Raw genomic sequence first — 24195 nt, 5'->3', positions numbered from 1 at the left:
CCCATCACTTACGCTTGGGGTGCCACTTTCGCAATGCGGAATGCGGATTTCAGCAAGAGCTGCATATCAAACCATGCTGTGAGGACGAACAGATACTCCCCCTTGTTTACGTCTTTATCTGAGTCATAAACCATATCGCCATCATAGTTCAGATGGGCATAGTTAAATTCGCCAATGATCGGGTCAACGGCGGAGTCACAAAAGATAACCGGCTTACCGAGAACTTGTTCCGGCTGTGCGTTGTAAAGGGTGGTGTTGCCGTTGGCCAACGTTTCAATGATGTCCATATAGTCAGCGAAAGTCATGACGATCTTCGCATTTTCGCGGAAATCCTCATGCAGATCAGCCAGAGACGCTTTGATAGCCTTGTATTTATCCGCAGCCGTCACATGTTTAACCGCATTTTGCGTAGAATAAAAGCTCATATGCTCCTCACCAGTTGCCGGAGTGGCAGCGAAGGATACTTTCTTCTCCTTGGCAGCCAGACCGGAGCGCAAGGCGTTTTCCACGTAATTTACCAGGTTTAAGTCCGAGCCATGGAGAACGGTATCTGAGATTCGGGCTTTTACCTTGAACTTGAAGCGGCCGAACGAAACCTTATCCCCCGTCAAATCGATCTCTTTTGCGGTGTCTTCATCACCGATAAAAGCATCATCATCAAGGGTAAATGCAATTTTCGGCACTTCCAATCCTTTTACGTTCGTCATCCGGATGACTCCACGCAACGGATTTCTCGTAAACGGCTCGGAAACGAGCTCATTGGCCATGTTGGTCGGCAGGAATTTCTCTCCGCCTGTAGACGTGGTTTGTTTGATCGCGCCCAAAAGGCTCCGTGCTTCTTCAGACATTTGGCGACCTAGAATTGCCGAGCGAATCAGGTCCGCTTTGGCTGCAATCATGCGCTGTTTGTTGTTGTCCGTACCGAGAACGGGGTGATTTTGCTTGAACTGAAGTTCCAATTTTGCCCGTTCTTCCTTTTCTTGCTTCTCGATTTCCTCTTTCAAGAGTTTAAACCGCTCTTCGGTGTCTACTTGTTTCTGCTTCAAGTCTCGCAATTCCTCAAGTTTTGCTCCCGGGTCGCCTGCTTTGGAACGGATCTCATCCGTGATTGCTTTTAACTCTGCTCCCAGGTCGGCAAGCTGTTGTTTCATTTGATAAATCGTCGGCATCAGTAATAACCTCCTTGTTTTTTCAAAAATTCATAGACTCGATTGGCTTCCAAAAGGATTTTTTGCCTTTCTTCTTGTTCAGAAGCGCTGATTTCAGGCATTTCCCCACCTTTTTTGACCGTATCCGGTGTGAGACTTCGTACTTCTGCGCTCGTAGACGTGTATGCCGGGATCGGCGTAAGCGTAATTTCGCGCAGTTCCAGTTTTGTGATGGTGCGGAACCAATCGCCATCCCGCTCCTCCCAATACTGATCAAGGATACGAAATCCGATGCTGCAGCCCCTGATAAGCCCGCTTCTTACATCCTCCAAAATATCGCGACCAAGGGTCGAATTATTAGGCGTAAGCTCGAAAAACAGGCCATTTTCGGTGTCAGAAAGCGTCAAATTGGCCCCTGTTCGCCCCAAAATGGCACTCCAATCGTGATTTTTCAGCGCGAAAATGTCATGACCATCCGCAAGGGTGTCCTTCATCGCACCTTTTTGGATGCGTTCATAGAAGGTGTCGCCCCACCAATCTACCAGCGGCGTGAACTCATCATAGACGGCTGCTAAGCCGGTGATCTTGGTCCCAGATTCGCCTACAGAACGTGTTTCGATGCTCTGGATAAGAAGTGTACGGATCTCATTCTGGTTTTTATCCACTACCGGCGTCGGTTTTTGGCTCATTCTTCGCGTTCACCTCCTTTCCAGTCCGTGTAGGATCATCGATCGGGGCCAAGTCCTTGCTCATATAGAGCTTTTCGCCTCCATCAAGTGGCGGAAGCTCTTCATACGCTCGTACCTCGTTAGGAGTAAACCACCCGGAGCGGATCCCCTTGAAATAGAACTCCCCGCGTGTTTTGATGTCCCCACGCAAAAGAGCGTTCACGTTGAACTTGAAAGTAAGTCCACGCAAACGCTCTTGTTCCGTTAGCAGCTTTCGATTGAACTCTTGTTCGTACTGCCGGACGATCGGTAAAAGTGTCCCCTGTACAAACTCAAGGTACAATTGTTCCATGCTGGAATAACTCGTACCCTCTATTTCGCCCAGCATATGGACTGGCATGTTGAAGACGGTGGCCACCCGGGAACGGGTGATCTTCTCAACATCAAACACTTTCGTGTCGATGATACTTCTCTCGATCGGGTTGATCTCGGTCCCGGCTTCTTGGATGATCACGCCTCCGTTGGCCTGGTAAAACTCCTTGAAGTTGTTCAGGATCTCAGTCTTTTTCTCTTTCGACAGGGTCGTGTTCATCTTCAGGATGAACGACGCCCGGATGGCGCTGTCCATCTGATCCAGGCTGAAAGTCCGGACTTTCCAGTCATAATCCACCGTGTTTCGAAGGACATCGATCGGGCTGATTCCCTTGTATCCGACTGAGTTATAGACGATCGTTTGACCTGTTACGGCGATGTGTTTGACGTGAATCATGTCCATGTTGTGAACGTAGTAATGACCGTTTTTGCCTTGAACCTCATACCAAAGTTCATAGGTATTATCCTCGATGACTGGTTCAACTCTGGACGGGTCCAACAGCAGAAGCGATTCCACTTGATAGTTCCCGTCATACATCTTCAGCGCGTAGCCGTTCCCGAAGGTATCGCGCATCACTTCCAGGGTTCGGATAAACTCAAAACTGGTCATGTTTGGATTCGGCGAGTTCGCTATCATGTCCGAGATCCGATTGTTGACCGGCGTGAAATCCCTATAGAGCTTCAAAGGCAAACTCGCCATGGCATTTGAAAGCCGGGTGATCGCCGCGAAAATGGTTTCGTTCGTTGCAAGTATGTTCCCCGTTCTACTGGCAAAGATATTGCTCGGTGAAAACCACTTCACAAAATCGTATCCAGCTTCGCTGTACTTGTTCCGTATAACATTCCAGGCGACTTTGAGCCGTTGCCGTAGATTCAGTTGCATCACCCCCTTAACAGGTCATTGATCGAAACAAATTCTACTTCCCCGCTGGGTTGCGGCACTGCCATGCGCTTCATCACTTCGGTGTGAGCATTTAGCCAGGCGGCGAATCCGTCGATCTTCCGATACCGGTTTTGTTTGGTCGGCATCCAGTTGCCATTACGGTCTTCCACCAGTTTCACGTTGTTGAGGTACCAGCGGAAAAGCTTGTTCCGGTTGTATACCACCTTTCCATCAAGCAGAAGTTCCTTCATGTCCTTCATCGCTGGACTGAGTGTCAACGCCCCTTGTCGGACAACCTGTGTTTGAAACCCGTGCACTTTCAAATCTTCTACCAACCGGTAAGCATTGGCCGGATCGTAGGTGATCAGATCGATAGCAAACCGCTCCGACTGCTTTAAAAACCAATCAAGGACATATTTATAATCCACATAGTCTCCCGGACAAATCGTCAGCAATCCTTCCTTTGCCCACTCTCGAAAAGGCAGTTTCTCATTGTCCAACTCTACTTTCCTTCGTGGCACAAAAGAATGTGACAACACAAAAACCCGCCCATCATCGAGCGGAAACTCCAGACATGCAGCAGTAAAATCCTCGGTCTGGGACAGGTCAAATCCACCCACACAGTTCCGGCCAGACAACTTGGCAAGGTCCACCCATCCATCATTCCGCTTGATCACTTCGTAGTCGATGAAAGACTGCTCATCGGACTGAACGAATAGGTTCAGTCGCTTGGTGATGAAGTCGTTTCGCTCCGCCGGGATGCTCTTCCGGGCATTCCACTCCTCGATCATGGTGTCAAGGTCGATGGTTACACCCAGGTTCGGGTTCGGTTTTACCCAATTGTGCGGATTGTCGATATCGTCGTCCTCATCCAATTCGGCTATAAAATAAAAGGACCGTTCATCCTGAATCACGCCTTCTAGCACGTCAGCCGCCTTTTCGTAATAGTCCATCAGCGGCCCATCCAACTGATACCCGGCGGTTGTGATGTACAGGATGAGTGGTTGTGTCCGGGCACCGGTACTGTTTTTAATGACATTAATCAGCTTGTAGTCCTTGTACTCGTGGATTTCATCAAATATGGCGAGATGAGTATTCAAACCGTCCAGCTTCTCACTGTCGGACGCTTGCGGTTCAATCTTCGAGAACGTCTGATCAAAATGGATTGCGTCCCGTAACGTCCTGAAGTGTTTGAACAGAAGTGGAGATGACTTTATCATCTTTTGGCACTCGTCAAAGATGACCCGTGCCTGCTTCATACTGTTGGCCAAAAGGTAAACATCTGCGCCTTTCTCACCATCCTTGGAACATCCATAGTTGGCCAGACCGCTAACCATGGTACTTTTACCGTTTTTCCTAGCAACAAAAATAAGCCCCTCTTTGAATCGACGGAGCTTGGTGTCTTTATGAACCCAACCGTATAGGGAGCCGATCACGAAGTGTTGCCACGACTGAAGCTCCAAGCGCTTGTAGTTACCTTTGGATGGCTTGCAAAACCGTTGGATGAACGTAATCGGCCGCAAGGCTTTTTCCTCATCGAATACATAGGGAAAATCATCTGTTCCTTGGCGCTGCAAATCTCTTAAATGGCGTTCACAAGCCTGCCGGACCTTCCTGGAAACGATAATTCGGCCGGCAATGACATCCTTGGCGTATGGGGTGGTAAGCAGATCAGAACGCTTCGAACTCATCCACTGTCACCACCTCCGCGATCCGCTTGTCAGAGGCGGGTGTTAGTTTCAGCTCAGCTTGCAATTTCCGTTGTTGCTCCACGATCTTCAGGATTTTGTCAACCGATTTGTTTTCCCGAAACATCTCCTGGGAGCCGTTTTTGAACAGTTCCACCACGCCACGTTCCTTGATATCGTCCATGTGTTCCTGTTTCAACTGTTCCAGCAACACCATATTATCAACGATGATCATCGTCCGGTCATTGAGGTTCCCCTCTTTTTCCAGTTCCTGCGTGATGATCTGGAACAGTTTCTTGGCTTCTTTGTGCTTGATTATCTTCTTTGGTTTGTACACCTTGCACCCCCCCTCGCGTATGAAATTGCCCCGCGCTGTAAACGAAGGGGCCGCGCCGGTCACCAGCCCCCTCCTTCCAACTTTCAGGGTAGGGGGGCTATATGATCTCAGGATTCGCCCTCGCCTGGATGACGCGCGCTTTCCTTTGCTTGAGTTCTTCCTGCTGTTTCCCCTTTTCCGGATGTAATCGGTTATGGCATACAGCGCATACGCTTTGCAAGTTATCCTCATCCAATGCTTTGTCCGGTCTTTCCTTCAGATGGTCGATGTGGTGAACGATTACGGCAGGTTCCAAGACACCACGTTTCAGGCATATCTGGCATAGGTAATGATCCCTTGCTAATACTGCTTTCCTTGTTTTTCTCCATGATGGACTGTTGTAGAATGGCAATGCCTTCTTCCCATTTCCCCCACCTCCAAGCGTCATTAAGAATGAAAGAAAACCGGTAGGTTTCAACCCCACCGGTTTTCTATGTCGTCAAAAGAAAAAGATCCTGTGTGAGATGTTTTTGTTATAAAAGATTGCAAACTGCTTAATTAATACAAGACGACACACCCAACCGACTTCTAATTTTCTGTTCACCAAAATCATCATCAACATAACAAAACGACTGAGGAGGTCTAAAATTATGGTCAATTAGTTTCGGGTCGATAGGTTCGCTATATAAGTGAATATCCCCAATTTTAATTGCATATCCTTCATCATGGTTTTGGAAGTAAGATTTAAAAAATGAATAACTAATCCCAGATTCCTTTTTGGTTTCCTTCCATATTTCTTCAGGGGTATCACACAGAATATCCTCTATACTAAATTCTCCGATTAATTTTGCTTCGGGTTTAGTTGAATAAACAACGATTTTGCTTACTGCTTTTTTAAATATCACCTTTCTATATTCATATTTCTTCTCACCACTAAAGATTTTTTTCACGAACTCTGGTTTGATTGATAGCAAGACTTTCATAAATACCACCTAACTTTAGTATCTTCTCGAAATGATCATCATTCAATTTTATGAATCCCCAATACTCAGACCTATTTAGACCAACTTCCTCAATCAACGTTTTCCTATTTAGTCTTTTACGCAAGGCAATATTATATGTCATTTTAATTATATATTTATACTTTTTGTTATAGTAAAAACGCCGCAAATCATTTGTATCGAAGACACTATAGGGTTCACAATATTTCAGGTAATCTTTTAAGTTACTGAACTGGCGAATATCCCTAATTTCTTCAACCACACAAACTGATGTTGCGACGGATCTATAATATGCAGGGCCTCGACCATCTGATGTTCTGTAAATAACTAGAACATCACCTTTGTCTAATTTTGATACGTCTTTCATTCTGCATACATAGATTTTATGAATACTATTAGTATGCGAGACATCTTCGATCATATCAAAGCTTTCATTATGTAGTTTTGAATCAGGGAATAGTTTAGTATGAAATACTGGGTAAATGCCCAAAAGGTATTTTTTTCGACCTAAATGATTGACAACTGGATAATCTAACAAAACATCATTTTGCTTTTCTAAAAATGATTTTTTAAAAACAAATTCTTCGCCATCACTTGTAATTTTCTTCCCATGTAATTTAAACCCATATCTTTTATATAGATTGATCAAAGCCACATGCTTAGGAAATACGGTAACATATAATTCTGGAATATTGTTTGACAAGGCGTAATCAAAAGCTTTTTTAATGAACCTTTCTCCTAATCTAGTTCCATGTGGATTAACTTTCATAGTACCTATTTTTACTCTAGTCCCACTCTCAAGAGGAGGCTTAATTTGGTCATCTTTTTCCTTTTCTATTTTCAAGTATAAAAAAGCTTGAATCCCATTATCCTCTAATACATAAGCTTTTTCTCCTTTTTCACTTTTTTTATTAAACCAATTGACAAACCCTTGATAATCTTCCTTTAACGAATCAAAAAATGGATCATTTAGGTCTATTTCGGAAAATCTTTTTAATTTGATAATAGAATCCATAAAAAACACCTCCCACTTTAATATTCGTGGGAAGTATTTATTTTCCTGTACCTGAACATAGGTGATGGTTTTATTATAGTCCGAACTCTTGTTCGTGTAAATGTATTTAATAGCTTTTTTCATTCATTTGTCAAAAGAAAACGTCCAATAACACATATCCCTTACTGCTTTAGGGTGACAAATTTTAGGTCACTGGCAATAAAAAAACTCCTATGGGTCCGCAAATCATGAAATCATGGCTCACGTCTTGTGGTTTTGAGTACATCCTCAATCACCGTCATTCGAGGAGAAACTCGATGGCACTTGGTCGTTATCAGAGAAATTGGCATAGTATTTTGAGCCTGTGACCCTGGGAGAGGGTTGTTTACCCGGTTTTCCTCTCATCCGGGCGGTGATTTGCATAGAATCACCTTATCGGTATATGGAAGCCGTTGGAGTCCTTGAGGTTACGACAACCACGACCGGTCCTACAGGATTTCCTTAAAACATATACCACCAATAACCAAGGAGGTCTTGGGAAATAACATCAGTAGAACAAATAACCCATGTGAATAACCTCCAGACCAATTTGTCAGCATATTATTCCCTGATTAATAATGGTGACTCCAAAATTTCGTTAAGACACGAAATTTAGGCAAATAACCTAGTTCCAATGCGGATAGACGGTCATACGATATCATTGCTAACCGGCTTAAAAGGAGTGGATTTTATGGAACACGTAATACCTCCAATGCCAATTCCTATGTATCCAATGCCTACGGACCCAATGTCTCCTATGTATCCGATGTTTGATTATCCGGATCACACAATGATGGATTACCACAAATTGCGCAAAGCGCATCGACATTGTAAAAAAGCCAGCAAGATTTTGAAACACATGCTAAAGCATCATCATCGCCATTACTGGGACAGCGCACATTGGGATAGTTCCTCTAGCAGTTCTTATTGGAGGGATAGTAGTTCCTGATCAACAGCTACGTTGTGAAACTGTTACCCAATTATCCCTATAATCTGAATCAAATGTTTACTCTGTACAGCTTTGCAAAACGATTAGAAAACAATTATAATGCACAAGCCAGGTTATCCCCACCATACCTTGATTGAGCACCTTATTGAGGTAGAGGCCACACTGATGTGTGGCCTCCCTCTTAACGGTTAATCCAGCATTGTCATGGTAACGTGTCTAACCTATTTGGATGAACTATCCCGGTGCTTCCTATTTCGCCTCAGGGCTATTTGAAAAACCGATCGGATGATCGGTTTTCATACTAACACCTACATACTGCGATGAAACGGTCAATTGGTGTCACAAAGTTGGCCAAATAGGGCCATTATGTGCTCCTAATTTGTAAGACACACCCTAGTAACCAAATCCAACTCCAGCAAAGACAAAGATCGTAGCGATGACCAGCAGGAAAATCAAAAGACGACGCAGCCCAATACTACTAAAACCACCACCGAAACCAAAGCTCATCCCATCTCCCTCCTTTCCTCCAAAACACATTATTCATCTTCTTTTCTTTAGGAAACCGCTAATGTCATTATTTTTAAATAGTCAAGTACATAATTATGTTTAGGATATTTACCTTTTCAAAAAATGCACATATGACTGTAAACTATTGCCCTTCCACAAATAGAACATCGGAATAACTTATCCTCAGAAAACGAAAGGGGGATTTTTAAAAAAATGTCCACCACTTCTTTGCCTACTTTGAGAGGAATTAATATCAGCGGTTTAATGGCACAATTGTTGAATTTCATTCCCATGCCCAAGGCGATTCAATCGATAATGGGTTTTTGGAAAAAAATCCAACCGATATGGAATATATGTAAGAGGTTCCTTAGCTTTTTTAAATGGAGTTAAATCCGGCTTGTCAGCTCTTGGTGCTTCTCTATAAGCTTCAATTAACCGATCAGACGATCGGTTTTTTCGTTTTTGTTTGTGCCTCATTGCAAAGGCAAAACCCCTTGCCCATAGTCGGGGATTAACTTTTTAGGCCATTTCTTTTTGGTGGGTTGCACGGGATTCGAACCTGTGATCGTTGGGCATCTTTACCCCTCCATGCAACCCATAATAAAAAAAGACCCCTATGGGTCCGCAATCATGGCTCACCGTCGCTCCGTGGTTTTGTGCCAACAATCCAGATCATCAACCTAAGTCCGGGTCATTTGAGATTGGATCGGCGTAGTATTTTGGGCATGTTGCCCTGGGAGGGTGTTGTTTACCCGGTTGTACCCTCATCCGGGAAGTAATCTTTCTAATCACTAATAGAAATGACAATCTATTAATATGTTTGGATTACACTGGATTTATAAAGTGTTCAAAAACCAAAAAAGGGATAAGGATTTTCACGTCTAATTAGATACACCGCTTATACACTTTTATATTAACTATACTATATAGGAGGACACACATTATGAAAGCTCAACAAATAAGTTATTCAAACAACAAAGAAGAGCAACATAATTATCCTCCGGTTAATATCAATTTATATGAGAAGTACCTAGATCCACAAACAAAAAATGGGATTATCAATTTTATCAAACAGTTATCTTCTACTTCTGACTTTAAAGAGACAAAAAACTAAAGTAGGCGTAAGGTGGGTGAAGCCATTGGACGAAATCGTAACCATAGCCTGTCAATGTGGTAATGTATTTCAAGTCGACAAAAAACAGTATCTTAACAGCTTAATCCAATGCCCTAACTGTGGAACAATCATCCAACCTACTGACCACTTTGAGAACATGGACAATCAAAACGAGTAATTGTAAAGAATCAAATGAGGGTGTAATAGGTGTTGTTCACTCGGTTGCACCCTCTTCCGGGAAACTCCGAACTTTAGAATGAAGCGGGGAAGTGATGAGCGTCAGTAACGGAGGATTTCACCTCCGTTGATAATTTGATTTGTCCCCGCTCCAACCACCTACATATTGCGATGGTGTTGCAACTAACCCCAATACCATGTTAACACCGAAAAACGGTCAATTGGTGCCATAAGGTTGCCAAAAAGTTGCCAAACGGTCTTTATTACTAAAAAAAGACCGCTAATTGCGGTCGTTAGATACAGGAGATTGGTGAAACCTTAATTAGTCTTAGTCGTCTTTTTTCTTTCTGTGATCATGTTTTTTTCTGACATCAATATCAATTTCAATGTCAATAATGTTGGTGTTTTTGTTTTTGTTGTCATTGTCATCATCGTGTCTTTTGAAAAAATCTTTTCTCCGATCTTTCCTATCATGATCTTTCCGATCATGATCTTTCCGATCATCATCTTTTTTCCAATCAGTATTCCAAAATTCCATGATATCACCTCCTAGTCGTTTTTGAACTAGATTTACTAGTATTCTCTTCAAAGAAACAACAACAAAGTGAACTCCTGTATCTTGTGCTATATTCTATTCGGTGAATCAACACCTGATTAGGTTTCTTAACTAGGGTAAAAGTAGATTTTTTGAATTGGTGATTTTCCTTTTCCAACTTAGGTTTTTTTCTAATCGCGGGATATGCGATTTTCTTTCCTAACTAAGTACGGGAAGTAGTGCCCGGCCGTTTAAATTAAATTCAACGCTATAGCCAGTTTATCCAATGCCCGTCTTTTGATCCGGTAATAGGTTCGCTTACTCCACCCAAGTTCATCACAAACAATCATATCGTCTGCAGGAGATTGATCCATGTACCGCTTTTCGATTAAATACCGCTCATCCAGATTCAAAACCAACAATGCCCGCTCAATCTGTTGGAGTCTGACCATCTTGGTAGCCCGGATGATGGCATATCGTTCCGTGGTGGATTGGTACTCGCTATGCCCACGGCTCACCGACTCCTCATACATCGGAGTGCAGGTGGGGAACAGATTCCCAAGGCCCTCCCGCTCCAATTGTCGTTCGTTTTCAATAGCCGCTTTTAGGACCGGGTACTCCCGTAACAAATGCTCTACCTGACGCCGGTAAGACGGCTTTTTATATTTAATAACAGGCACGTTCTTTGGTACTGCTCCCACTTCTCTCACTCCTTTTTGTGATTGGCTACTGGCTACATGACCAGCCATTTTTTACGTAACGGTGAAATTGAATCATGTACCTTGATCTAGATTTACATTATTTGTAAAATAATACGTGATGTTCACTCCATAACTTGTTTCACGTTCTGCCGATTGATGGACCCACGAGATGCGGGTCCATTTTTTTGCTATAAAGCCCTTTCTGGCTCATGCTTTCACCTAGCACATCGATTTCAGCCTTTGCGACACGAATCTCCAAAAGGGGTTTAATATATGATAATAATGCACACCTAGGTTACCCACCTACCTGGGTAGTGCCGCTAGTTTCACCTTCTTGAGGACGAGGCTACACTAATGTGTGGTCTCGTCAGTTATTCTTACCTTAGGCTAAGCCCATTTTTGTCATCCCATGATCCAAACCAACATATATATTGTCACATACGGTCACACCTCTTTTTGCTCACCTTTAGGTGAGCTTATCCACAAATTATTCACATTTTATATACAGCTTTGTACTAATTAGAGCATAGGATGAATACTTTATTCTCAGGGCTAGTAACCCCCGGTGCTTCCCTATAGCTTCTATGAGCCGATCTCGACGATCGGTTTTTTCTGTGGTAATGAATTTTTTTTCATTGAATTGGGCAACACATTAACGGGGCTAAAAGTACATTGTTAAGGCCTCGATGTAAAGGCGACCCCCTGCCCGATTGGCGGGGGAAACTTTTTATTTTTATCAACAACATCTTTTCACCACATATCCTGTTGTATGGCCCATGACAACCCCTCGCCTACCATCCTCGGTAGGTTTTTTTCATCATACCTGCCTCCTACCTTCTTCGTTCGCGCTCTTACTCATTTCGCTGCCCCCTCGCTTGATCACAAAATTTCCTTCCCAAAATATTTCTTATGCCTTTCTGCCACTTTCCGCCTCATCTCTTTAAAAAGCCCTTCGGTTGCTTGGTCCAAAAATTCACGTCGGGACAACCCCCGTCTAATCCGAATCGGTTCAAGCAGGAACTCTTCCAGATACCGCCGCCGTCCCATCAACTGCATAAGTTTTTGACATGGGTATCTGTCCTTCATCCAGTGGCCTCCTTAATCTGCAAGCATCGCGAACAAATACCCGAAAGCCATCAGAGTAGCTGCTAATTCAACATCATTGTTGATCCACATCAACGCTCCACCAATGAAAACCAAAAGGGACAAGACTTTAAGCACTTCCGGCCACCTCTTTTTCGGGTGTGTAATTGGTGACTTCTACCCGGACACGCTCCTCCGACTCTTCCTTTGGTCGTTTGAAATACCATTTGTGATGGATTTTTCTCTGTACGAACCGCTCTTTTGCAACAAGCTCCCACCCCTCTTCTCCCAATCGGTTCAACTCCACTTCAGTCAGCTCTCTTTGAATGATCCTGTATTCCCATCTCGTCATTCATGCATCCCTCCACTAACCTGGGCCGCCTTCTTGATGATGATTTCCGCTCGTTCCTCTTCTCTAGTGGCCACTTTCACCTTTTCAATTGTTAGCTTCCTCACTTGCCGATCATCTGTCCAAGCAATACCGTTTAATCCATCTAGAAAAGCCTTTGCCAGGTTGTCCGCGTCCGGTTCTCGCCGGCCGTACAGATATGCCGCTGCCTCCACCTCAACCGGTCCGTCAATCCGCTGAATCCGTGCCGCCTTAGCTGCCCAGGCTACCTGATTTTTGTATGCCAGGTACCGACCAGCTTGTTTACTCACCCACTTACTACGCTGGGTCATCCTCACCGCCGGCACCGGTCGACCTGGTACACTGAAACAGATCATCTTCTCCGCCTCCCATATGCCCCGACAATTCGTGGGCGGATTCGATTCTCTCTCGCAAGACTCATGATCAGGCATGTAATCTCATCGGGATCCCTCTTGAATGAACGTGCAATGTCAGTCAGAGCTAAACCGTCCTCCCACATCCGGATAATCTCTGGTAAATCCCGCTCATCAAAAATGAGGTCCAGATCCTCCAGGGCAACGTATACTTTCCGGCGCCTCCTGGTCATATGCATCCGTTCGATCAAGACTTCCGGATCATATGCCCACTTCTTAACCTTGACTACATCCCCCATGTCATCACCGCCTCAAACTCGGCTACTCCCTCGCCGATCTCCTCACGGGATACATCTGGGAAAGCCGCGAATACGTCCTCCCAGCGCGGTGGCTTGCCGGTTTCCAAGGTGACGGCCTTCATAAACTCATAGACGTGCCAGCGGTTTCTCACCGTTCATCCCTCCATGTGAGCGGTAAAAACTGCCCGTATTCCTTCAGGAACAACATTTCCACCTTGCCCGTCGGCCCGTTGCGATGCTTGGCCACAATGACTTCCGCAACGTTTTTCTTCTCAGATTCCGCATGATAGTAATCGTCCCGGTACAGGAACATCACCAAATCCGCCGTCTGTTCGATCTCTCCAGACTCCCTGAGATCAGAGAGCATCGGTCGCTTGTCCTGCCGTTGTTCCACCCCACGCGACAATTGCGCAAGAGCAATTACTGGAACATTCAACTCCCGGGCCATGTTTTTCAGTTGCCGCGTGTTCTCGGACACCGTCTCATATCGAGACATTCCGCGTTCCCCAGGGATTAGGCCAATATAGTCCACGATGACACAGGAAAGACCCTGTTCCCGTTTCAACCGCCGTGCCTTGGCCTTCATCTCCTGGATCGTGATGCTAGGTTGTGTATCCAGCACCAGATTCAACTTGGACAGCTCCGATTGGGCAAAGGTGACCTTCTCCAGCAATTCCTCATCCACGTCCCCCATCGTGATCCGGTGAATGTCGACCATACCCTTGTTTGCGATCATTCGCTTGATCAAATCCTCTTCTTTCATCTCCAGCTCGAAGAACAGGATGGGTTCTGGTACTTTCTGGCCCATATGAATAGCGGAGGCAAGAGCAAAGGCTGTTTTCCCCATGGATGGCCGAGCAGCCAAAATGATCAGGTCCTGCTTCTGGTATCCGGCCGTGATAGCATCCAGGTCATCAAATCCGGTCGGTATACCCGTTACACCTGCACCTCGATCGCATACGCGTTCAAACCAATCGTTAAACCGCAATAGGGCATCGTTGATACAGGTCATCGTCTGCATATTCGTCGATGATTCCGTGATTTGCGAAAGGCGCTGCTCAAACCGGTTGAGCGTCTCCCGGATCTCTGTCCGATCCCGAAGGTGTACGTTGGATGCCATCTCCCGGCCCAATTCCGTGGCTGCCCGAAGTGAGGCAATCAGCTTCAAGCGCTCAGCATGATGACGTACAGTCCTGGTTGAGGTCACCAGATCAACCATGGCTACCACATCGCTGACTTTGATGCCCTCTTTCTGCAGGAAAGGAGCCAACTCTGTGAGATTGACCAAGCTCTCATCCTGCTGCCATAATCGATAGATCTCCTGACAAAGTACCCGGTGTTTCTGGATATAAAAGTGCTGTGGTTTGACCATTTCGATTACATCCGCTACACAAGTGGGCTCGTAGATCATGCACCCGATAATTTCCTGCTCCAAACGGGCATCGTAAGGCACGAACTCCTCCACTGTGGCCCCTCCCACTAAGCGCGTTGTTTTTTCTGCTTGTCAAGGATCGCCCGGTATTTAGCCACCGCACCTTCATCAATCACATTAGGCCGTGCCGGCTCAGGATACGCATTGCGGAATGGTCGGACATTAGCCCCCGCCTGCTTACGATCAAAGCCCTCCAGAATCGCTGGTACACAATACCGGAAAGTGTTGATCTTCTGACCACGGTATTTCTTTCGCTTGGCAAACTCATCAAAGATCCGATCAATACCCTGGATGATCTCGTCAGCCGGAACCTTTTCCCTTACCACCAAGTCCTCAATGGCGGTAAGATCATCAGGAGAGATGTGAAGGATCGCCCGTTTCTTTCTCCAGTGATCGGACACTCTCTTGATATCTTCCTGTTGTTCAGGGGAGTAATCATTCTCGAACCAATCATCACCGTCAGTAGCAGCAGCGTTTACTACTACTACTTCTTTTCCTTTCTTTTCTTTTAGGAGAGAATCGTTCCGGAATGATTCTTGACCCATTCCGGAATCATTCTCGACTTGTTCCAGACTCGTTCCGGAATGATTCTCAAAAGGTTCTGGTTCTGGTACGCCCTCGGTCTCATCTTGTTTAATCTCTTGGACTACTTCAGTTGGTGGCTCCGGAATCTTACTGGGTTGCGGTTTCTGGACGGTCTGCCATTTATCCCAGTTCATGAAGGCGTAATAGCGGCTTTCATTTACGGTGTAGAAACGAATATTGATTCGTTGAGCAATACAATCAAGGTCTTGCTGGATCTCCCGTAAAGTGATGTCATCATAGGGAAATACCTTCGACCGAACATAGGAGGGATGGGCACGACCACGCCCGTGGTCATCAGCATTAGAAAAAAGGCCAATCAACAGCAACCGTTGGCGATGGGTCAATGCGGCTACATCCTCGGACTCCCAAAAATTTGGGTCAACCATCCGGCGTCTTGCCATATTCAATCACTCCCCTGTTGGTTTGGATGGGCGGCAGTGGCCGCCCGTTAGCCAATTCGTTTCAATTCACGTGCGTAGATCAGACCTAAGGTATCGGTGTTGTAAACTAACTCTTTGCCGTGCTTCTTGGTCCAAAGAACACGGAACCGTGTTCCGTTTGGAAGTTGCACCAAATCACCATGATTCAAATAGTCCATGCCATAATTGCCTTCAAAGAAATACTCCGCTTGATATACCGCCATCGTTATCACCTCATTCAAGAGTGAGTTCTGCCAGTTCCCAGAGAGATGTTTTTTGTCTGGCCCGGAGTGCCTTTATCCATTCAGCTCTCTCAGTTTCTCAATGGTCCAGCTCATATCGTTCGCAATCTGCCGAACAGCTTCGTAGTGCCCCAACTCAATTGCTTGGTTCAACCCACGCAAATCGTTCTCCAGATCATCCAGGTGGAAGTCGATCCGTTCCTTAATCGGCCACAATTTCTGCAACCGTTTTGCCTCCAATGCCATCGGAAATCATCCTCCTGTTATACCGCTTGTTTATCAGGATCACCCAAAAGATTCATGATCTCTTCATCGGAGATACCACTCATGTCTGGAGTGTTTTGTCTCTTTACTGACTCAATCGCTTCATTGATCGCTTTTTCGATCTCTTGCCTTGTGGCTTTTTCTAAGAAATCAGAGATCACCTTAAACTCCTCGTTCGTGACATCTTTCCGGCTCTCTTTTCCAGTGAAACCGAAGACTAAAGCCTTTTGTGCCTTTTCAGTGATTTTCTTCTTGGCGCATATGGCGAAAAACCGTTTACGTTCGCTGTCTTCCGATTGGGTGTGTTCATTGGCCTTGGCCAACTGCTTCCACTGATTCAGGTTCCGTTCCGCTCGTTGTCCAGCCTGGTGACCTTTCGTTTCCTGTCTGACTGGCCGTTTCGCTTGTTGAGTCGTCTCTCTTCCGGTCATCGGTTGGATAGAGTTTGCATCATCGTCTTCATCTGTGGCGATCCCGAGAGCTGCACCCAATGAGTAACGGCGGGCGTATGTCATCGCGGCTCCTACTTGGTGGGGTGTCTCCGCTTTGATCGGGATATATACCGGATCGAATTGAATGTACTCGCCTGATTTGTGAAGGAGGATTGTATAGACGCCTATTCCGTTTTCATCTTTGACGGGGTTTTGTATAAACGCTAGATCACACTCATTCAATGCCGGCCGAATGGCGTTGATAATGGAGTCAAGATCGGCATACTTGGATTTGAAATGAGGGTTCACCGATTCTTTTTTTGGATTGGTTACGGCAGCCTGAAACTTACTGAGTGCCATGGAGATGTTTGCAATGCTATCAGTGATTTTCATCATTGGTCACCCCTTAATCGCAGGATGTCATTGAACACCAACTGACCTCATACAACCCATCGGCAACTTGTTTTACACCCACGTGCCACATCCCGTAGCCGGCAGGATGATAATGCACCCGGATCGCCGTCTCAAACGCAAAGCGAGAAACTGCCTGCGGATCAGCCAGATTCACTGGATTTTTCATCTCCACCGTTGCTCGGTGACTGTATGACAAGGTGTCCCGACTTTTTTCGTGGTCAAGAACCTTTATCACATCCACCATCATGATGGGATCGTTCCTCCCAGGGTTTTGTCGATCTTCGTACAGATCTCGTGTTGCCAGTCGATATCTTGCATCTCATAGGCGATAAAGGATATCTCACCCAACATACTCATCCGGAAACAGTGGTCCAGATTGTCATCCAGTGCTTTCCGTAGAGCGGTCATGATGTTCCCGGTCATTTGCCCATTATCCTTAATCACCTTCCAAACGTCGGCGAGTCGCTGTTCAAACTCGAAGCTTTTAGGGGACTGGTGGTAAATAGCATCAAGTGATTCCTTCCAATCCCGGATCTCCATTACTGACAACCAGTGACCTTGTTTGTATTTGGCGTAAAGCTCCGCCAATCGCTTATGGTATGGTTTCACTTTTGGTATCCTCCTGGTTGCCCTCAGCCTCCCGATCTGGTAAGCTGAGGGTAGTGAGTGATTTGGCCCTATTAATGGGCTTTTTTTATTTGTCTCTGATGCTTTTGCACCGCTGCACAGTTAAGAAGGATAATCCATCGGCTTAACAACGGTTTTTTAAGCCAGTCACCAACCTTGACCTTCATCGTTTCACCTCCTCAGCGGGCTTTTTTGTAGCCCTTCGCCTCCAGCTTTCGGCGTTCTTTTTGCCACACATCATTCCAGCTAAAGCCGTACTCCTGACAGATGGAAGCGATGAAGTTCATCAACACCACCACCGCATCCATTGACTCCTCAATAACTTTGGAAATCTCGTTGCGGGCCATTTGGTCCAAACGGTCGGGTTTTCTTGACAAGCTGGTTGCGGAGATTTGGGATATTGCTTCCTGAAGCTCTTCCAAAGACTTTTCCTTTAATGCGGATCGATGTAGGTCGATACTGTCGCCGTCCAACTTTCCGATACCTATCCCGGTGAGTTCCGCTGCAACCTCCAAGGCGTAGAATCCACAGTTGAGGGTCTCAACCGCTTTTTTAGCAACATCCCGTGGTAATCGCTTCCTTCCAGCTTCGATCTCTGCAATCATCGATCGACTTAGATGCAGTCTTCGTCCGAGCTCTTTTTGTGTCACTCCCGCTCCCATTCTGGCTTCTCTCTGGACAATCCCCACACTCATGTCATCATGTCGCCTCCTTGTGACATTCACATTGTTCTGTGTCACTGACTTTTGTGGTACGGTTCTAATGGATAAAATGAGTACTACTTGTCCCACTTCGGGCTTGTCTTTCCTCCAGGCGGGAACCAACCCGCCTCGCAGGTGATGCCCGTGTTAGTTCTTGGACTCATTCTCCTTCTCGGCTTCGGAGAAGTAAGGTGCGAGCGCTTCGCGGAATGCTTCCTCCAGCTTTTTCGTCCCGTATGTCTCCTTGCCGATCCGGAGGATGGCCCGCTTAGTCGATGGCATATAGACCACCTCAAGGTATGCTATGCACGTTGGACAGTTGTACGGGACCACTATCGAGGGATTCATCCTGAGTCACATTATTTGTATGAGTTTCTTGTACTTTGTAGCATGAAAAAAGATACTCTAGATCTTTTCCAAGGATTTTTGACACTTTGATTGCGACTTTTAGTGGTGGTTCTACATAACCGTTTTCCCAGTTTGAAATCGACTGTCTTCCCTTGTATCCAAGCATTTTGGCTAATTCGTCTTGAGTCAATCCCTTTTCAAGACGTGCTGATCTTAGAGCAATGTTTTTCATCAGCTTCACCTCTCGGTACAAGTTTCTTGAACAACCACAACCCAACTGTAACATACAAGTTTCTTGTACGTCAACCCTTTTTGTATGTTTTTCTTGTACGATTGTTTTATTCAAATCCGATTATGTGTACAATTTACTTGTACATTGGGACAAACCGCCCCACAAAAGGGGGGAACAAAAATGTCAAAGACGTCGATGATAAAGGTTCGTCTAAGATCTATTAGAAAAGCACGAGGGCTTTCTCAAGAAGAATTGGCAAGACGAGTAAATACGACAAAGGGAACGATCTCAAACTATGAGAATGGATACAGTACACCTTCCAATGAGATGCTACTGAAACTGGCAGACGAACTTCACACCACCACTGACTATCTTCTAGGTCGAATTGATGATCCAAATGTAAAAATCAATGAAAACACCAGTGAAACCGAATACGCTGACTTAAAAGAAGTGTTAAACAAAAAAAGGGCCCATTGGGGTGGGCGTGAGCTAACCGAGGAAGAACGGAAGCTTATCCAAAGAATTATCCAAGCTGCCATTGAACGGGAAGAATCGGCTACTCATACCGAATAACCCGTTCAATTTCTTGAATATCATGATCGGTCAATTTCTTGTTGTCCCGTAACCATACACATACTTTATATGCATCCATTGTTGGACCGAACCCAAAGTAACGCGCTGCCCTTTCCAAGGTTTCTTCTAGCGTTTCTTCATCTTCACTATTGGCACACGTATCAATATGTAGTAGACTTAGTGCGGATATATCCTTTCTATAATGTTCCACAGAACCACCCGCCGCCGGGTGGTTTTTTCTTGTTTCCCCCAATATACCCTCCCCCCTTTCGTGTTTTTAGGAATTTCGTATTAATGCGAATGTATGTTCTCATTATAACCTACGTCTTATAAAATTGTCATCCGTCACTTGGGAGGGAAAGATGGACTACAAAGGGAATCACGGCGATGATATAAATTTGTTAAGAGGAGGTAGCTATAAAGAGATATTATTTTAGTAGGAATGAACCTGGGGAAATCGTGATTAAGGAATTGCAACGTACAGTGTAAACACAAACTAGATATCCTTTCGTATGTGTAAAATATCCAAATGGTAAGCTTGAAGGAGTTTTGCGTAATGCGTAATCTGGTGTGGGAACCACACCCCGTCGGCGTGCTTCTTCACACATTATATACTGTAAATTATTGGAAATAAAACTCGCCAAAAAGAAAAACCCTACAAAACGCTGGGTAAAAAAATCCAACTCGGCTCTGGTATCCCCCTCTTCCTCGGTTACTTCCCTTTTGTAATCGTTATTGATGGGACTTTTCGTGAATCCGTCTAACTTCTGATACCGGCTTTCTTATCAGAACAACCGAGCCTCACCGCAAACTACCTTATCCCACCGAGATGGCGTTTTTTGTTTGACAGTATGCCTGACCACAGTAGACCTTAGTCTCAAAAACGATCCTTTTTGAGACTTTCCGACGAAGCACTAGCCGCAACTACCAATGAAGACCTAGCGAATGGGAGTTTTGAGATTGAAAATGTTCGATTAACGAATATTTTAGCAAAGTGATTTTGTTCATTTCTTTTCATATACAGCATTCAGCTTTATTTAGGGGGCCGGCAACGATTCGCGGAATTTGGAGCCACTCTGGAGCATCGTAAAAGAAACCACCTGCCGGTGGTTTCTTACTGTGCTTTTTGAAAAGCGCATTTTTGTCCCCATTCTTAAGTCATATATAGTGTGTCACCATCGCGCTCAAGGTCACTTGTTGAAGAACATAAACACTTTTCTGCAATAGGTACATATGAGGTTCGAAATATGATTGCGGACGGTTTTTTCGCTGATAAACAGTTGTTGAGCAATGTCCTTGGTGGTCTTGTCTTGGACCAGTAACTCGAACACTTCCCTCTCCCTGTTGGTCAACAGGGGCTTCCCCTTCTGGTTGGTCAAAATATGCCACCCCTCTTTGCTCGAGCTCTTAGAACACGAGGGTCGGGACTCAGTCAGATTATTGTATGAACAGGCTTATTCGCGGGTGATGGGGAGAGGTTAAAATAGGCGATCATCCGGTTGTTCAGCCTGAAACCCTCGACACGGTGTCATCGTATGCATATCGTCTTCTTTCCGTGAGTGATAAAAACCCATTGTCAAGCGATTTTTTAACACTCTGTCACCCATTGCAACTCCTTTTCCCTGCGGCAGCATCACAAAAGCCCTTCGTGACAGACGAAGGGCTCTTGCTGACCAAGTCTGGTGTCTCCTGATTTTTCCGTCTGAAGCTCCGCATTCGACGGGGAATTTGAACTTGTTCCCCCATAAGAGGGTGTCCTGTTCCCTCGAACGGTCAATCCGGGAACAACCTGTTGCAGTGTCCCTCAGGGACATGATCCTGATGGCGTGTCATGCCCGCACCCGAACAATCTCTTCGGAAGCGGTGGTCAACGACTTCAAGCCATCCGCCGTTACGACGTACGTGTTTTCGATACCGATCACACCCCGTCCGGGAAAGGTGAATTTCGGCTCCACCGCGATCACCATGCCTTCTTCCAACGGTTGATCGAACCCGCGTGCCAAAACCGGGAGTTCATCCAGCTCCAATCCGACGCCATGTCCCAAAAATTTGGCCTGATCTTCGCCGTATCCCATGAAATGATCCGCCAATCCGGCTTCTTCCGCCATTTTCAGCGCATCCATGTACAACGATTCCCATGTTACTCCCGGTTTCGCCTTTTCTTCCGTTGCTTTCAGGATCTGACGCGCAACCCCGTAGGCATGTTCCAGATCGTCTTCCAGCTCGCCGATGACCGCCAGCCTCGTTTGATCAATGATGTATCCTTCGATCACCGCGCTGATATCCACCAGAATCGGCTCACCCACCCGGATTTCTTTCCAACCGGCTCCCTGCGGGCTGGCGGTACTCAATCCCATCCCACCAGCGGGCCCGTCGAAGTAAGTGGGAGCAGCAGCAGCCGCTCCTGAGGCAACCATACCCAATACAAGCTCTTGATTGAAGGCGCGCATACGGTATAGATTGATATTCCCCTTCATCCGCAAACGCCGTTCGATTTCGGCAACCAGCTCTACTTCCCGCATACCGGGTTTCAACATCTCCGGAAGCGCTTCCACGATCTCCCGCACACAACCCGCTGCTCGTTTTAATTGGTTCAGTTCGTAATCTGATTTGACGGCCCGCTGCAGCCGAAGCGGAAATGAAATGTCCGTCAATTCGGCTTTCGGGAACAATTTATCGGCGTAGAACGTCGCCTGTGCATACGGCAGTACATCCAATTCCATTCCCACGCGTTGAACAGGTCCGAAGCGCTCCGCCATCCGTTGCGGCAATTCCCGCATTCGTCCCATCTGCTCCACCGGCACGGAAGATTCACGCTTCGCACGGGCGACACTTTTTTTCACATATAGACACGGCTCACCTTTCCGGGGAACGAAAAGCAAACCGTTTTGCATCGTTCCAGTCAAATAGTACAAATCGATATTTTGAGCGATCAGGGCGCCGTCCAGTTCCATCCGGTCCAACGTCTGCTGAAACCGTCGGTAACGCCGTTCGATCTCTTCCACTGGTACAAGTGGTAGTTGGTTGTCCATCCCGATCCCTCCCAATCCTTCTTGTCTTTATCCCCTTTCGCGAAAAAACGGTGGCTTCCCTGCTTGACAAAACAGAACGGGCAGGGAAGGAATATGCTCCCGCGTCCATCTGATGGCCCGCCGGTCCGTCGTGACGGCCCAATCCGCCGCGTGAAGAGGTAAACGGCGAACGCCCCATTCGTGCTGACTCAGCTGCACACGGGGAAATGGTACGGTTGAAAAAGCAAACACCGTGTCACCGTACTGCAAACATTCCTCCAAACAACGCCTGATCGAGTATACCGGCGAAGACCGCAACAGATGAACCGGCTCAAACCCGATACGCCGTATGAGACGCCGGGCATCTTGCCGTTTGTCAGGAGATTTGCGCGGACCATCGGAAGCTTGCAATACCGGAAATTGCTTGACCAGATGGACAAAGGGAATCCCGTGGAAAAACATGGGTATCGATCACTCCTCTCGGTTTATCATACCCGAGAAAAGCCGTCTCACACGGGTTTTTCCGACTTTGTCAACAGACTCGTCTACTCATCGGATTTTTTCGGATGGATTGGTATAATTCGGACTTTGTATCACAAACTACAAACAGAGCTTGCAAGCCAATCCATAACGAAGAGGTGGAAAGAATGCCACGTAACAACCGTATTTTGGCTCCCGGGGCCCGTCAAGCCCTGGACCAGATGAAAGCCGAAATCGCCCAGGAATTTGGTGTTCAGCTGGGGCCCGACACAACGTCCCGTGCCAACGGTTCCGTTGGTGGAGAAATCACGAAACGTCTGGTCGCTTTGGCTGAACAACAAATGAGCGGACAAGCTGCTGCGGCGGTTCGCCGATAAACAATCATGGTTCTTTCTTCCACACAACCCCCTGTTACAGGGGGTTGTTCGTTTGTGCGAATGAACCAAGCCGTATTCGACATAACGTTGCAGTGAACGCTCAGCTCATTCGACGGAGGAATCGCCATGATCCGCCAAACACCCGGATTGTCGACCATTTCTCTCGCTTCCGTCCCCCTGGAACAACACTGGCCTGTGCCTCCTGCACCCGTTTTGGCCTTCATGGAGTTGGAACAAGATGCATACTTCTCCCAACTCTCCCCCTCGGACGTGCGTATGTATATTCGTTCATCCATGGAATGGGGTGAACAGGCCGCCCAAAAAAATCCCTATGATGGTCAGCTCATCGATCTGATCAATCGCCTGATCGCCGGCGGAATCCGGGTGCGCTTTCTCGACCATGCTTCTCCTCGCATCGAAACGCGCGCCCAATATCGCGGCAAACCCCCGACCATCGACATCTATCGTCCTTCCATCAAGCAGTTGGCTCATTTTTTTGAACGCTTCGAATACCGTGTCTCATCAGATGATCTGGTGGCATTGCATCTCACTCACGAGTGGTTTCATCATCTGGAAATACACACCATCGGCCGTACGGATCGCACCCTGCCCAAAGTCCCTGTCAAACGTTGGGGACCGTTCACGCGGAGGGACTATGTAGGGAAGACCAGGGAAATCGCCGCCCATGCCTTTGCCCAGCGTTCATTGGGTTTGTCCTGGTATCCCACCCTGTTGGACCATCTGCTGTTATATATGGAAAAGGGATGGTCCAAAACCCAAATCCGCGAACACTTTCAACATGTGAAACAACGATATCACAAGTTGATTCAGTCTGAACAAGGAAGCGACGAGAAAATGTGAT

The 24195-nt window shown here is 46.2% G+C and carries 32 protein-coding genes; 4 read left to right on the top strand and 28 right to left on the bottom strand.

From position 1 onward, the window contains the following. Positions 1–8: 8 nt before the first annotated feature. The 8 genes from JQC72_RS06395 to JQC72_RS06360 all read right to left on the bottom strand — a co-directional run bounded on the left by JQC72_RS06395 (position 9) and on the right by JQC72_RS06360 (position 7091). On the bottom strand, positions 9–1169 hold the full coding sequence (locus JQC72_RS06395; RefSeq protein WP_205493868.1) for a phage major capsid protein: 1161 nt from the start codon (positions 1167–1169) through the stop codon (positions 9–11). Further along, positions 1169–1837, bottom strand: a complete 669-nt coding sequence (locus tag JQC72_RS06390) for an HK97 family phage prohead protease (RefSeq protein ID WP_205493866.1) — start codon at positions 1835–1837, stop codon at positions 1169–1171. Before JQC72_RS06390 ends, JQC72_RS06395 begins: the two co-directional genes overlap by 1 nt. Then, on the bottom strand, positions 1806–3071 hold the full coding sequence (locus JQC72_RS06385) for a phage portal protein (protein ID WP_205493864.1): 1266 nt from the start codon (positions 3069–3071) through the stop codon (positions 1806–1808). The genes JQC72_RS06390 and JQC72_RS06385 overlap by 32 nt, the downstream gene beginning before the upstream one ends. Continuing rightward, positions 3071–4762, bottom strand: coding sequence for a terminase large subunit (locus JQC72_RS06380; RefSeq protein WP_205493862.1), 1692 nt, complete (start codon positions 4760–4762; stop codon positions 3071–3073). The genes JQC72_RS06385 and JQC72_RS06380 overlap by 1 nt, the downstream gene beginning before the upstream one ends. After that, positions 4743–5096: a P27 family phage terminase small subunit gene (locus JQC72_RS06375; RefSeq protein WP_205493860.1), complete on the bottom strand. Its 354-nt coding sequence runs from the start codon at positions 5094–5096 to the stop codon at positions 4743–4745. The genes JQC72_RS06380 and JQC72_RS06375 overlap by 20 nt, the downstream gene beginning before the upstream one ends. Positions 5097–5193: 97 nt before the next feature. Continuing rightward, complete coding sequence (locus JQC72_RS06370) at positions 5194–5523, bottom strand: HNH endonuclease (protein ID WP_205493972.1); 330 nt, start codon at positions 5521–5523, stop codon at positions 5194–5196. A 106-nt stretch (positions 5524–5629) separates the two neighbouring features. Continuing rightward, on the bottom strand, positions 5630–6058 hold the full coding sequence (locus JQC72_RS06365; protein WP_205493858.1) for an ASCH domain-containing protein: 429 nt from the start codon (positions 6056–6058) through the stop codon (positions 5630–5632). Then, positions 6009–7091: a GNAT family N-acetyltransferase gene (locus JQC72_RS06360; protein ID WP_205493856.1), complete on the bottom strand. Its 1083-nt coding sequence runs from the start codon at positions 7089–7091 to the stop codon at positions 6009–6011. Before JQC72_RS06360 ends, JQC72_RS06365 begins: the two co-directional genes overlap by 50 nt. A 2417-nt stretch (positions 7092–9508) precedes the next feature. Here JQC72_RS06360 and JQC72_RS06355 point away from each other — a divergent pair. Then, positions 9509–9679, top strand: a complete 171-nt coding sequence (locus JQC72_RS06355; protein ID WP_205493854.1) for a hypothetical protein — start codon at positions 9509–9511, stop codon at positions 9677–9679. Between the two features lie 505 nt (positions 9680–10184). Here the strand turns inward: JQC72_RS06355 and JQC72_RS06350 are convergent. The 16 genes from JQC72_RS06350 to JQC72_RS06280 all read right to left on the bottom strand — a co-directional run bounded on the left by JQC72_RS06350 (position 10185) and on the right by JQC72_RS06280 (position 18892). Next, positions 10185–10394 carry a hypothetical protein gene (locus tag JQC72_RS06350; protein ID WP_205493852.1) on the bottom strand — a complete coding sequence of 70 codons (210 nt, stop codon included), beginning with the start codon at positions 10392–10394 and terminating at the stop codon, positions 10185–10187. A 248-nt stretch (positions 10395–10642) separates the two neighbouring features. Next, a complete protein-coding gene (locus JQC72_RS06345; protein WP_205493850.1) occupies positions 10643–11092 on the bottom strand; it encodes an ArpU family phage packaging/lysis transcriptional regulator in 450 nt (149 codons plus the stop codon). Between the two features lie 1213 nt (positions 11093–12305). After that, positions 12306–12527: a hypothetical protein gene (locus JQC72_RS06340; protein ID WP_205493848.1), complete on the bottom strand. Its 222-nt coding sequence runs from the start codon at positions 12525–12527 to the stop codon at positions 12306–12308. Then, the gene (locus tag JQC72_RS06335) at positions 12524–12901 is read right to left on the bottom strand and encodes a RusA family crossover junction endodeoxyribonuclease (protein WP_205493847.1); all 378 of its coding nucleotides are present in this window, start codon (positions 12899–12901) and stop codon (positions 12524–12526) included. Before JQC72_RS06335 ends, JQC72_RS06340 begins: the two co-directional genes overlap by 4 nt. Then, complete coding sequence (locus JQC72_RS06330) at positions 12898–13197, bottom strand: helix-turn-helix domain-containing protein (RefSeq protein ID WP_205493845.1); 300 nt, start codon at positions 13195–13197, stop codon at positions 12898–12900. Before JQC72_RS06330 ends, JQC72_RS06335 begins: the two co-directional genes overlap by 4 nt. Continuing rightward, on the bottom strand, positions 13185–13349 hold the full coding sequence (locus JQC72_RS06325) for a hypothetical protein (protein ID WP_205493844.1): 165 nt from the start codon (positions 13347–13349) through the stop codon (positions 13185–13187). Before JQC72_RS06325 ends, JQC72_RS06330 begins: the two co-directional genes overlap by 13 nt. After that, on the bottom strand, positions 13346–14662 hold the full coding sequence (gene dnaB, locus JQC72_RS06320) for a replicative DNA helicase (RefSeq protein ID WP_205493843.1): 1317 nt from the start codon (positions 14660–14662) through the stop codon (positions 13346–13348). The genes JQC72_RS06325 and dnaB overlap by 4 nt, the downstream gene beginning before the upstream one ends. 14 nt (positions 14663–14676) lie before the next feature. Then, positions 14677–15615: a hypothetical protein gene (locus tag JQC72_RS06315; RefSeq protein ID WP_205493842.1), complete on the bottom strand. Its 939-nt coding sequence runs from the start codon at positions 15613–15615 to the stop codon at positions 14677–14679. A gap of 47 nt (positions 15616–15662) precedes the next feature. Further along, positions 15663–15857 (bottom strand): hypothetical protein, encoded by a 195-nt coding sequence (locus JQC72_RS06310; protein WP_205493841.1) that lies wholly within the window; start codon positions 15855–15857, stop codon positions 15663–15665. A 72-nt stretch (positions 15858–15929) separates the two neighbouring features. Beyond that, positions 15930–16121: a hypothetical protein gene (locus JQC72_RS06305; RefSeq protein ID WP_205493840.1), complete on the bottom strand. Its 192-nt coding sequence runs from the start codon at positions 16119–16121 to the stop codon at positions 15930–15932. Between the two features lie 17 nt (positions 16122–16138). Further along, entirely contained in the window at positions 16139–16963 is an 825-nt protein-coding gene (locus JQC72_RS06300) for an ERF family protein (RefSeq protein ID WP_205493839.1), read from the bottom strand. A gap of 13 nt (positions 16964–16976) precedes the next feature. Continuing rightward, positions 16977–17231, bottom strand: coding sequence for a hypothetical protein (locus JQC72_RS06295; protein ID WP_205493838.1), 255 nt, complete (start codon positions 17229–17231; stop codon positions 16977–16979). Then, entirely contained in the window at positions 17228–17593 is a 366-nt protein-coding gene (locus JQC72_RS06290) for a DUF7667 family protein (protein WP_205493836.1), read from the bottom strand. Before JQC72_RS06290 ends, JQC72_RS06295 begins: the two co-directional genes overlap by 4 nt. A 197-nt stretch (positions 17594–17790) precedes the next feature. Further along, positions 17791–18306 (bottom strand): helix-turn-helix domain-containing protein, encoded by a 516-nt coding sequence (locus JQC72_RS06285; RefSeq protein WP_205493834.1) that lies wholly within the window; start codon positions 18304–18306, stop codon positions 17791–17793. Between the two features lie 153 nt (positions 18307–18459). Next, positions 18460–18594, bottom strand: coding sequence for a hypothetical protein (locus tag JQC72_RS16475; protein WP_302104555.1), 135 nt, complete (start codon positions 18592–18594; stop codon positions 18460–18462). Positions 18595–18604: 10 nt separating this feature from the next. Then, positions 18605–18892 carry a helix-turn-helix transcriptional regulator gene (locus JQC72_RS06280; protein ID WP_205493832.1) on the bottom strand — a complete coding sequence of 96 codons (288 nt, stop codon included), beginning with the start codon at positions 18890–18892 and terminating at the stop codon, positions 18605–18607. Positions 18893–19087: 195 nt separating this feature from the next. On the opposite strand from JQC72_RS06280, the gene JQC72_RS06275 reads away from it, so the two are divergent. Beyond that, positions 19088–19465 carry a helix-turn-helix domain-containing protein gene (locus JQC72_RS06275; RefSeq protein ID WP_205493970.1) on the top strand — a complete coding sequence of 126 codons (378 nt, stop codon included), beginning with the start codon at positions 19088–19090 and terminating at the stop codon, positions 19463–19465. Here JQC72_RS06275 and JQC72_RS06270 read toward each other — a convergent pair. The 4 genes from JQC72_RS06270 to JQC72_RS06255 form a co-directional block, all read right to left on the bottom strand. Continuing rightward, a complete protein-coding gene (locus JQC72_RS06270; protein WP_205493830.1) occupies positions 19449–19718 on the bottom strand; it encodes a hypothetical protein in 270 nt (89 codons plus the stop codon). The genes JQC72_RS06275 and JQC72_RS06270 overlap by 17 nt on opposite strands. 937 nt (positions 19719–20655) lie before the next feature. Continuing rightward, positions 20656–20847 carry a helix-turn-helix domain-containing protein gene (locus tag JQC72_RS06265; RefSeq protein WP_205493968.1) on the bottom strand — a complete coding sequence of 64 codons (192 nt, stop codon included), beginning with the start codon at positions 20845–20847 and terminating at the stop codon, positions 20656–20658. Between the two features lie 447 nt (positions 20848–21294). After that, complete coding sequence (locus tag JQC72_RS06260; RefSeq protein ID WP_205493828.1) at positions 21295–22497, bottom strand: M24 family metallopeptidase; 1203 nt, start codon at positions 22495–22497, stop codon at positions 21295–21297. 27 nt (positions 22498–22524) lie between these two features. After that, entirely contained in the window at positions 22525–22938 is a 414-nt protein-coding gene (locus tag JQC72_RS06255; RefSeq protein WP_205493827.1) for a hypothetical protein, read from the bottom strand. A 185-nt stretch (positions 22939–23123) separates the two neighbouring features. Between JQC72_RS06255 and JQC72_RS06250 the strand changes: the two genes are divergently transcribed. Beyond that, on the top strand, positions 23124–23333 hold the full coding sequence (locus tag JQC72_RS06250) for an alpha/beta-type small acid-soluble spore protein (protein WP_205493826.1): 210 nt from the start codon (positions 23124–23126) through the stop codon (positions 23331–23333). 126 nt (positions 23334–23459) lie between these two features. Further along, entirely contained in the window at positions 23460–24194 is a 735-nt protein-coding gene (locus tag JQC72_RS06245; RefSeq protein ID WP_205493825.1) for a hypothetical protein, read from the top strand. Position 24195 lies beyond the last annotated feature (1 nt).

The sequence above is a fragment of the Polycladomyces zharkentensis genome (genome assembly GCF_016938855.1).
Classification (GTDB): domain Bacteria; phylum Bacillota; class Bacilli; order Thermoactinomycetales; family JIR-001; genus Polycladomyces; species Polycladomyces zharkentensis.
Note: the sequence above shows the minus strand (reverse complement) of the source record. Positions and strands in the feature narration are given on the sequence as shown.

What these genes read in the sequence shown, in the direction of transcription:
- JQC72_RS06330 (WP_205493845.1), bottom strand. Translation starts at nt 13,197, where the DNA reads ATGGGGGATGTAGTCAAGGTTAAGAAGTGGGCATATGATCCGGAAGTC.
- JQC72_RS06370 (WP_205493972.1), bottom strand. Translation starts at nt 5,523, where the DNA reads ATGACGCTTGGAGGTGGGGGAAATGGGAAGAAGGCATTGCCATTCTAC.
- JQC72_RS06255 (WP_205493827.1), bottom strand. Translation starts at nt 22,938, where the DNA reads ATGTTTTTCCACGGGATTCCCTTTGTCCATCTGGTCAAGCAATTTCCG.
- JQC72_RS06250 (WP_205493826.1), top strand. Translation starts at nt 23,124, where the DNA reads ATGCCACGTAACAACCGTATTTTGGCTCCCGGGGCCCGTCAAGCCCTG.
- JQC72_RS06295 (WP_205493838.1), bottom strand. Translation starts at nt 17,231, where the DNA reads ATGATGGTGGATGTGATAAAGGTTCTTGACCACGAAAAAAGTCGGGAC.
- JQC72_RS06395 (WP_205493868.1), bottom strand. Translation starts at nt 1,169, where the DNA reads ATGCCGACGATTTATCAAATGAAACAACAGCTTGCCGACCTGGGAGCA.
- JQC72_RS06275 (WP_205493970.1), top strand. Translation starts at nt 19,088, where the DNA reads ATGATAAAGGTTCGTCTAAGATCTATTAGAAAAGCACGAGGGCTTTCT.
- JQC72_RS06305 (WP_205493840.1), bottom strand. Translation starts at nt 16,121, where the DNA reads ATGGCATTGGAGGCAAAACGGTTGCAGAAATTGTGGCCGATTAAGGAA.
- JQC72_RS06300 (WP_205493839.1), bottom strand. Translation starts at nt 16,963, where the DNA reads ATGAAAATCACTGATAGCATTGCAAACATCTCCATGGCACTCAGTAAG.
- JQC72_RS06385 (WP_205493864.1), bottom strand. Translation starts at nt 3,071, where the DNA reads ATGCAACTGAATCTACGGCAACGGCTCAAAGTCGCCTGGAATGTTATA.
- JQC72_RS06245 (WP_205493825.1), top strand. Translation starts at nt 23,460, where the DNA reads ATGATCCGCCAAACACCCGGATTGTCGACCATTTCTCTCGCTTCCGTC.
- JQC72_RS06365 (WP_205493858.1), bottom strand. Translation starts at nt 6,058, where the DNA reads ATGAAAGTCTTGCTATCAATCAAACCAGAGTTCGTGAAAAAAATCTTT.
- JQC72_RS06260 (WP_205493828.1), bottom strand. Translation starts at nt 22,497, where the DNA reads ATGGACAACCAACTACCACTTGTACCAGTGGAAGAGATCGAACGGCGT.
- JQC72_RS06280 (WP_205493832.1), bottom strand. Translation starts at nt 18,892, where the DNA reads ATGAAAAACATTGCTCTAAGATCAGCACGTCTTGAAAAGGGATTGACT.
- JQC72_RS06340 (WP_205493848.1), bottom strand. Translation starts at nt 12,527, where the DNA reads ATGACGAGATGGGAATACAGGATCATTCAAAGAGAGCTGACTGAAGTG.
- JQC72_RS06350 (WP_205493852.1), bottom strand. Translation starts at nt 10,394, where the DNA reads ATGGAATTTTGGAATACTGATTGGAAAAAAGATGATGATCGGAAAGAT.
- JQC72_RS06315 (WP_205493842.1), bottom strand. Translation starts at nt 15,615, where the DNA reads ATGGCAAGACGCCGGATGGTTGACCCAAATTTTTGGGAGTCCGAGGAT.
- JQC72_RS06310 (WP_205493841.1), bottom strand. Translation starts at nt 15,857, where the DNA reads ATGGCGGTATATCAAGCGGAGTATTTCTTTGAAGGCAATTATGGCATG.
- JQC72_RS06390 (WP_205493866.1), bottom strand. Translation starts at nt 1,837, where the DNA reads ATGAGCCAAAAACCGACGCCGGTAGTGGATAAAAACCAGAATGAGATC.
- JQC72_RS06355 (WP_205493854.1), top strand. Translation starts at nt 9,509, where the DNA reads ATGAAAGCTCAACAAATAAGTTATTCAAACAACAAAGAAGAGCAACAT.
- JQC72_RS06335 (WP_205493847.1), bottom strand. Translation starts at nt 12,901, where the DNA reads ATGATCTGTTTCAGTGTACCAGGTCGACCGGTGCCGGCGGTGAGGATG.
- JQC72_RS06380 (WP_205493862.1), bottom strand. Translation starts at nt 4,762, where the DNA reads ATGAGTTCGAAGCGTTCTGATCTGCTTACCACCCCATACGCCAAGGAT.
- JQC72_RS06285 (WP_205493834.1), bottom strand. Translation starts at nt 18,306, where the DNA reads ATGAGTGTGGGGATTGTCCAGAGAGAAGCCAGAATGGGAGCGGGAGTG.
- JQC72_RS06360 (WP_205493856.1), bottom strand. Translation starts at nt 7,091, where the DNA reads ATGGATTCTATTATCAAATTAAAAAGATTTTCCGAAATAGACCTAAAT.
- JQC72_RS16475 (WP_302104555.1), bottom strand. Translation starts at nt 18,594, where the DNA reads ATGCCATCGACTAAGCGGGCCATCCTCCGGATCGGCAAGGAGACATAC.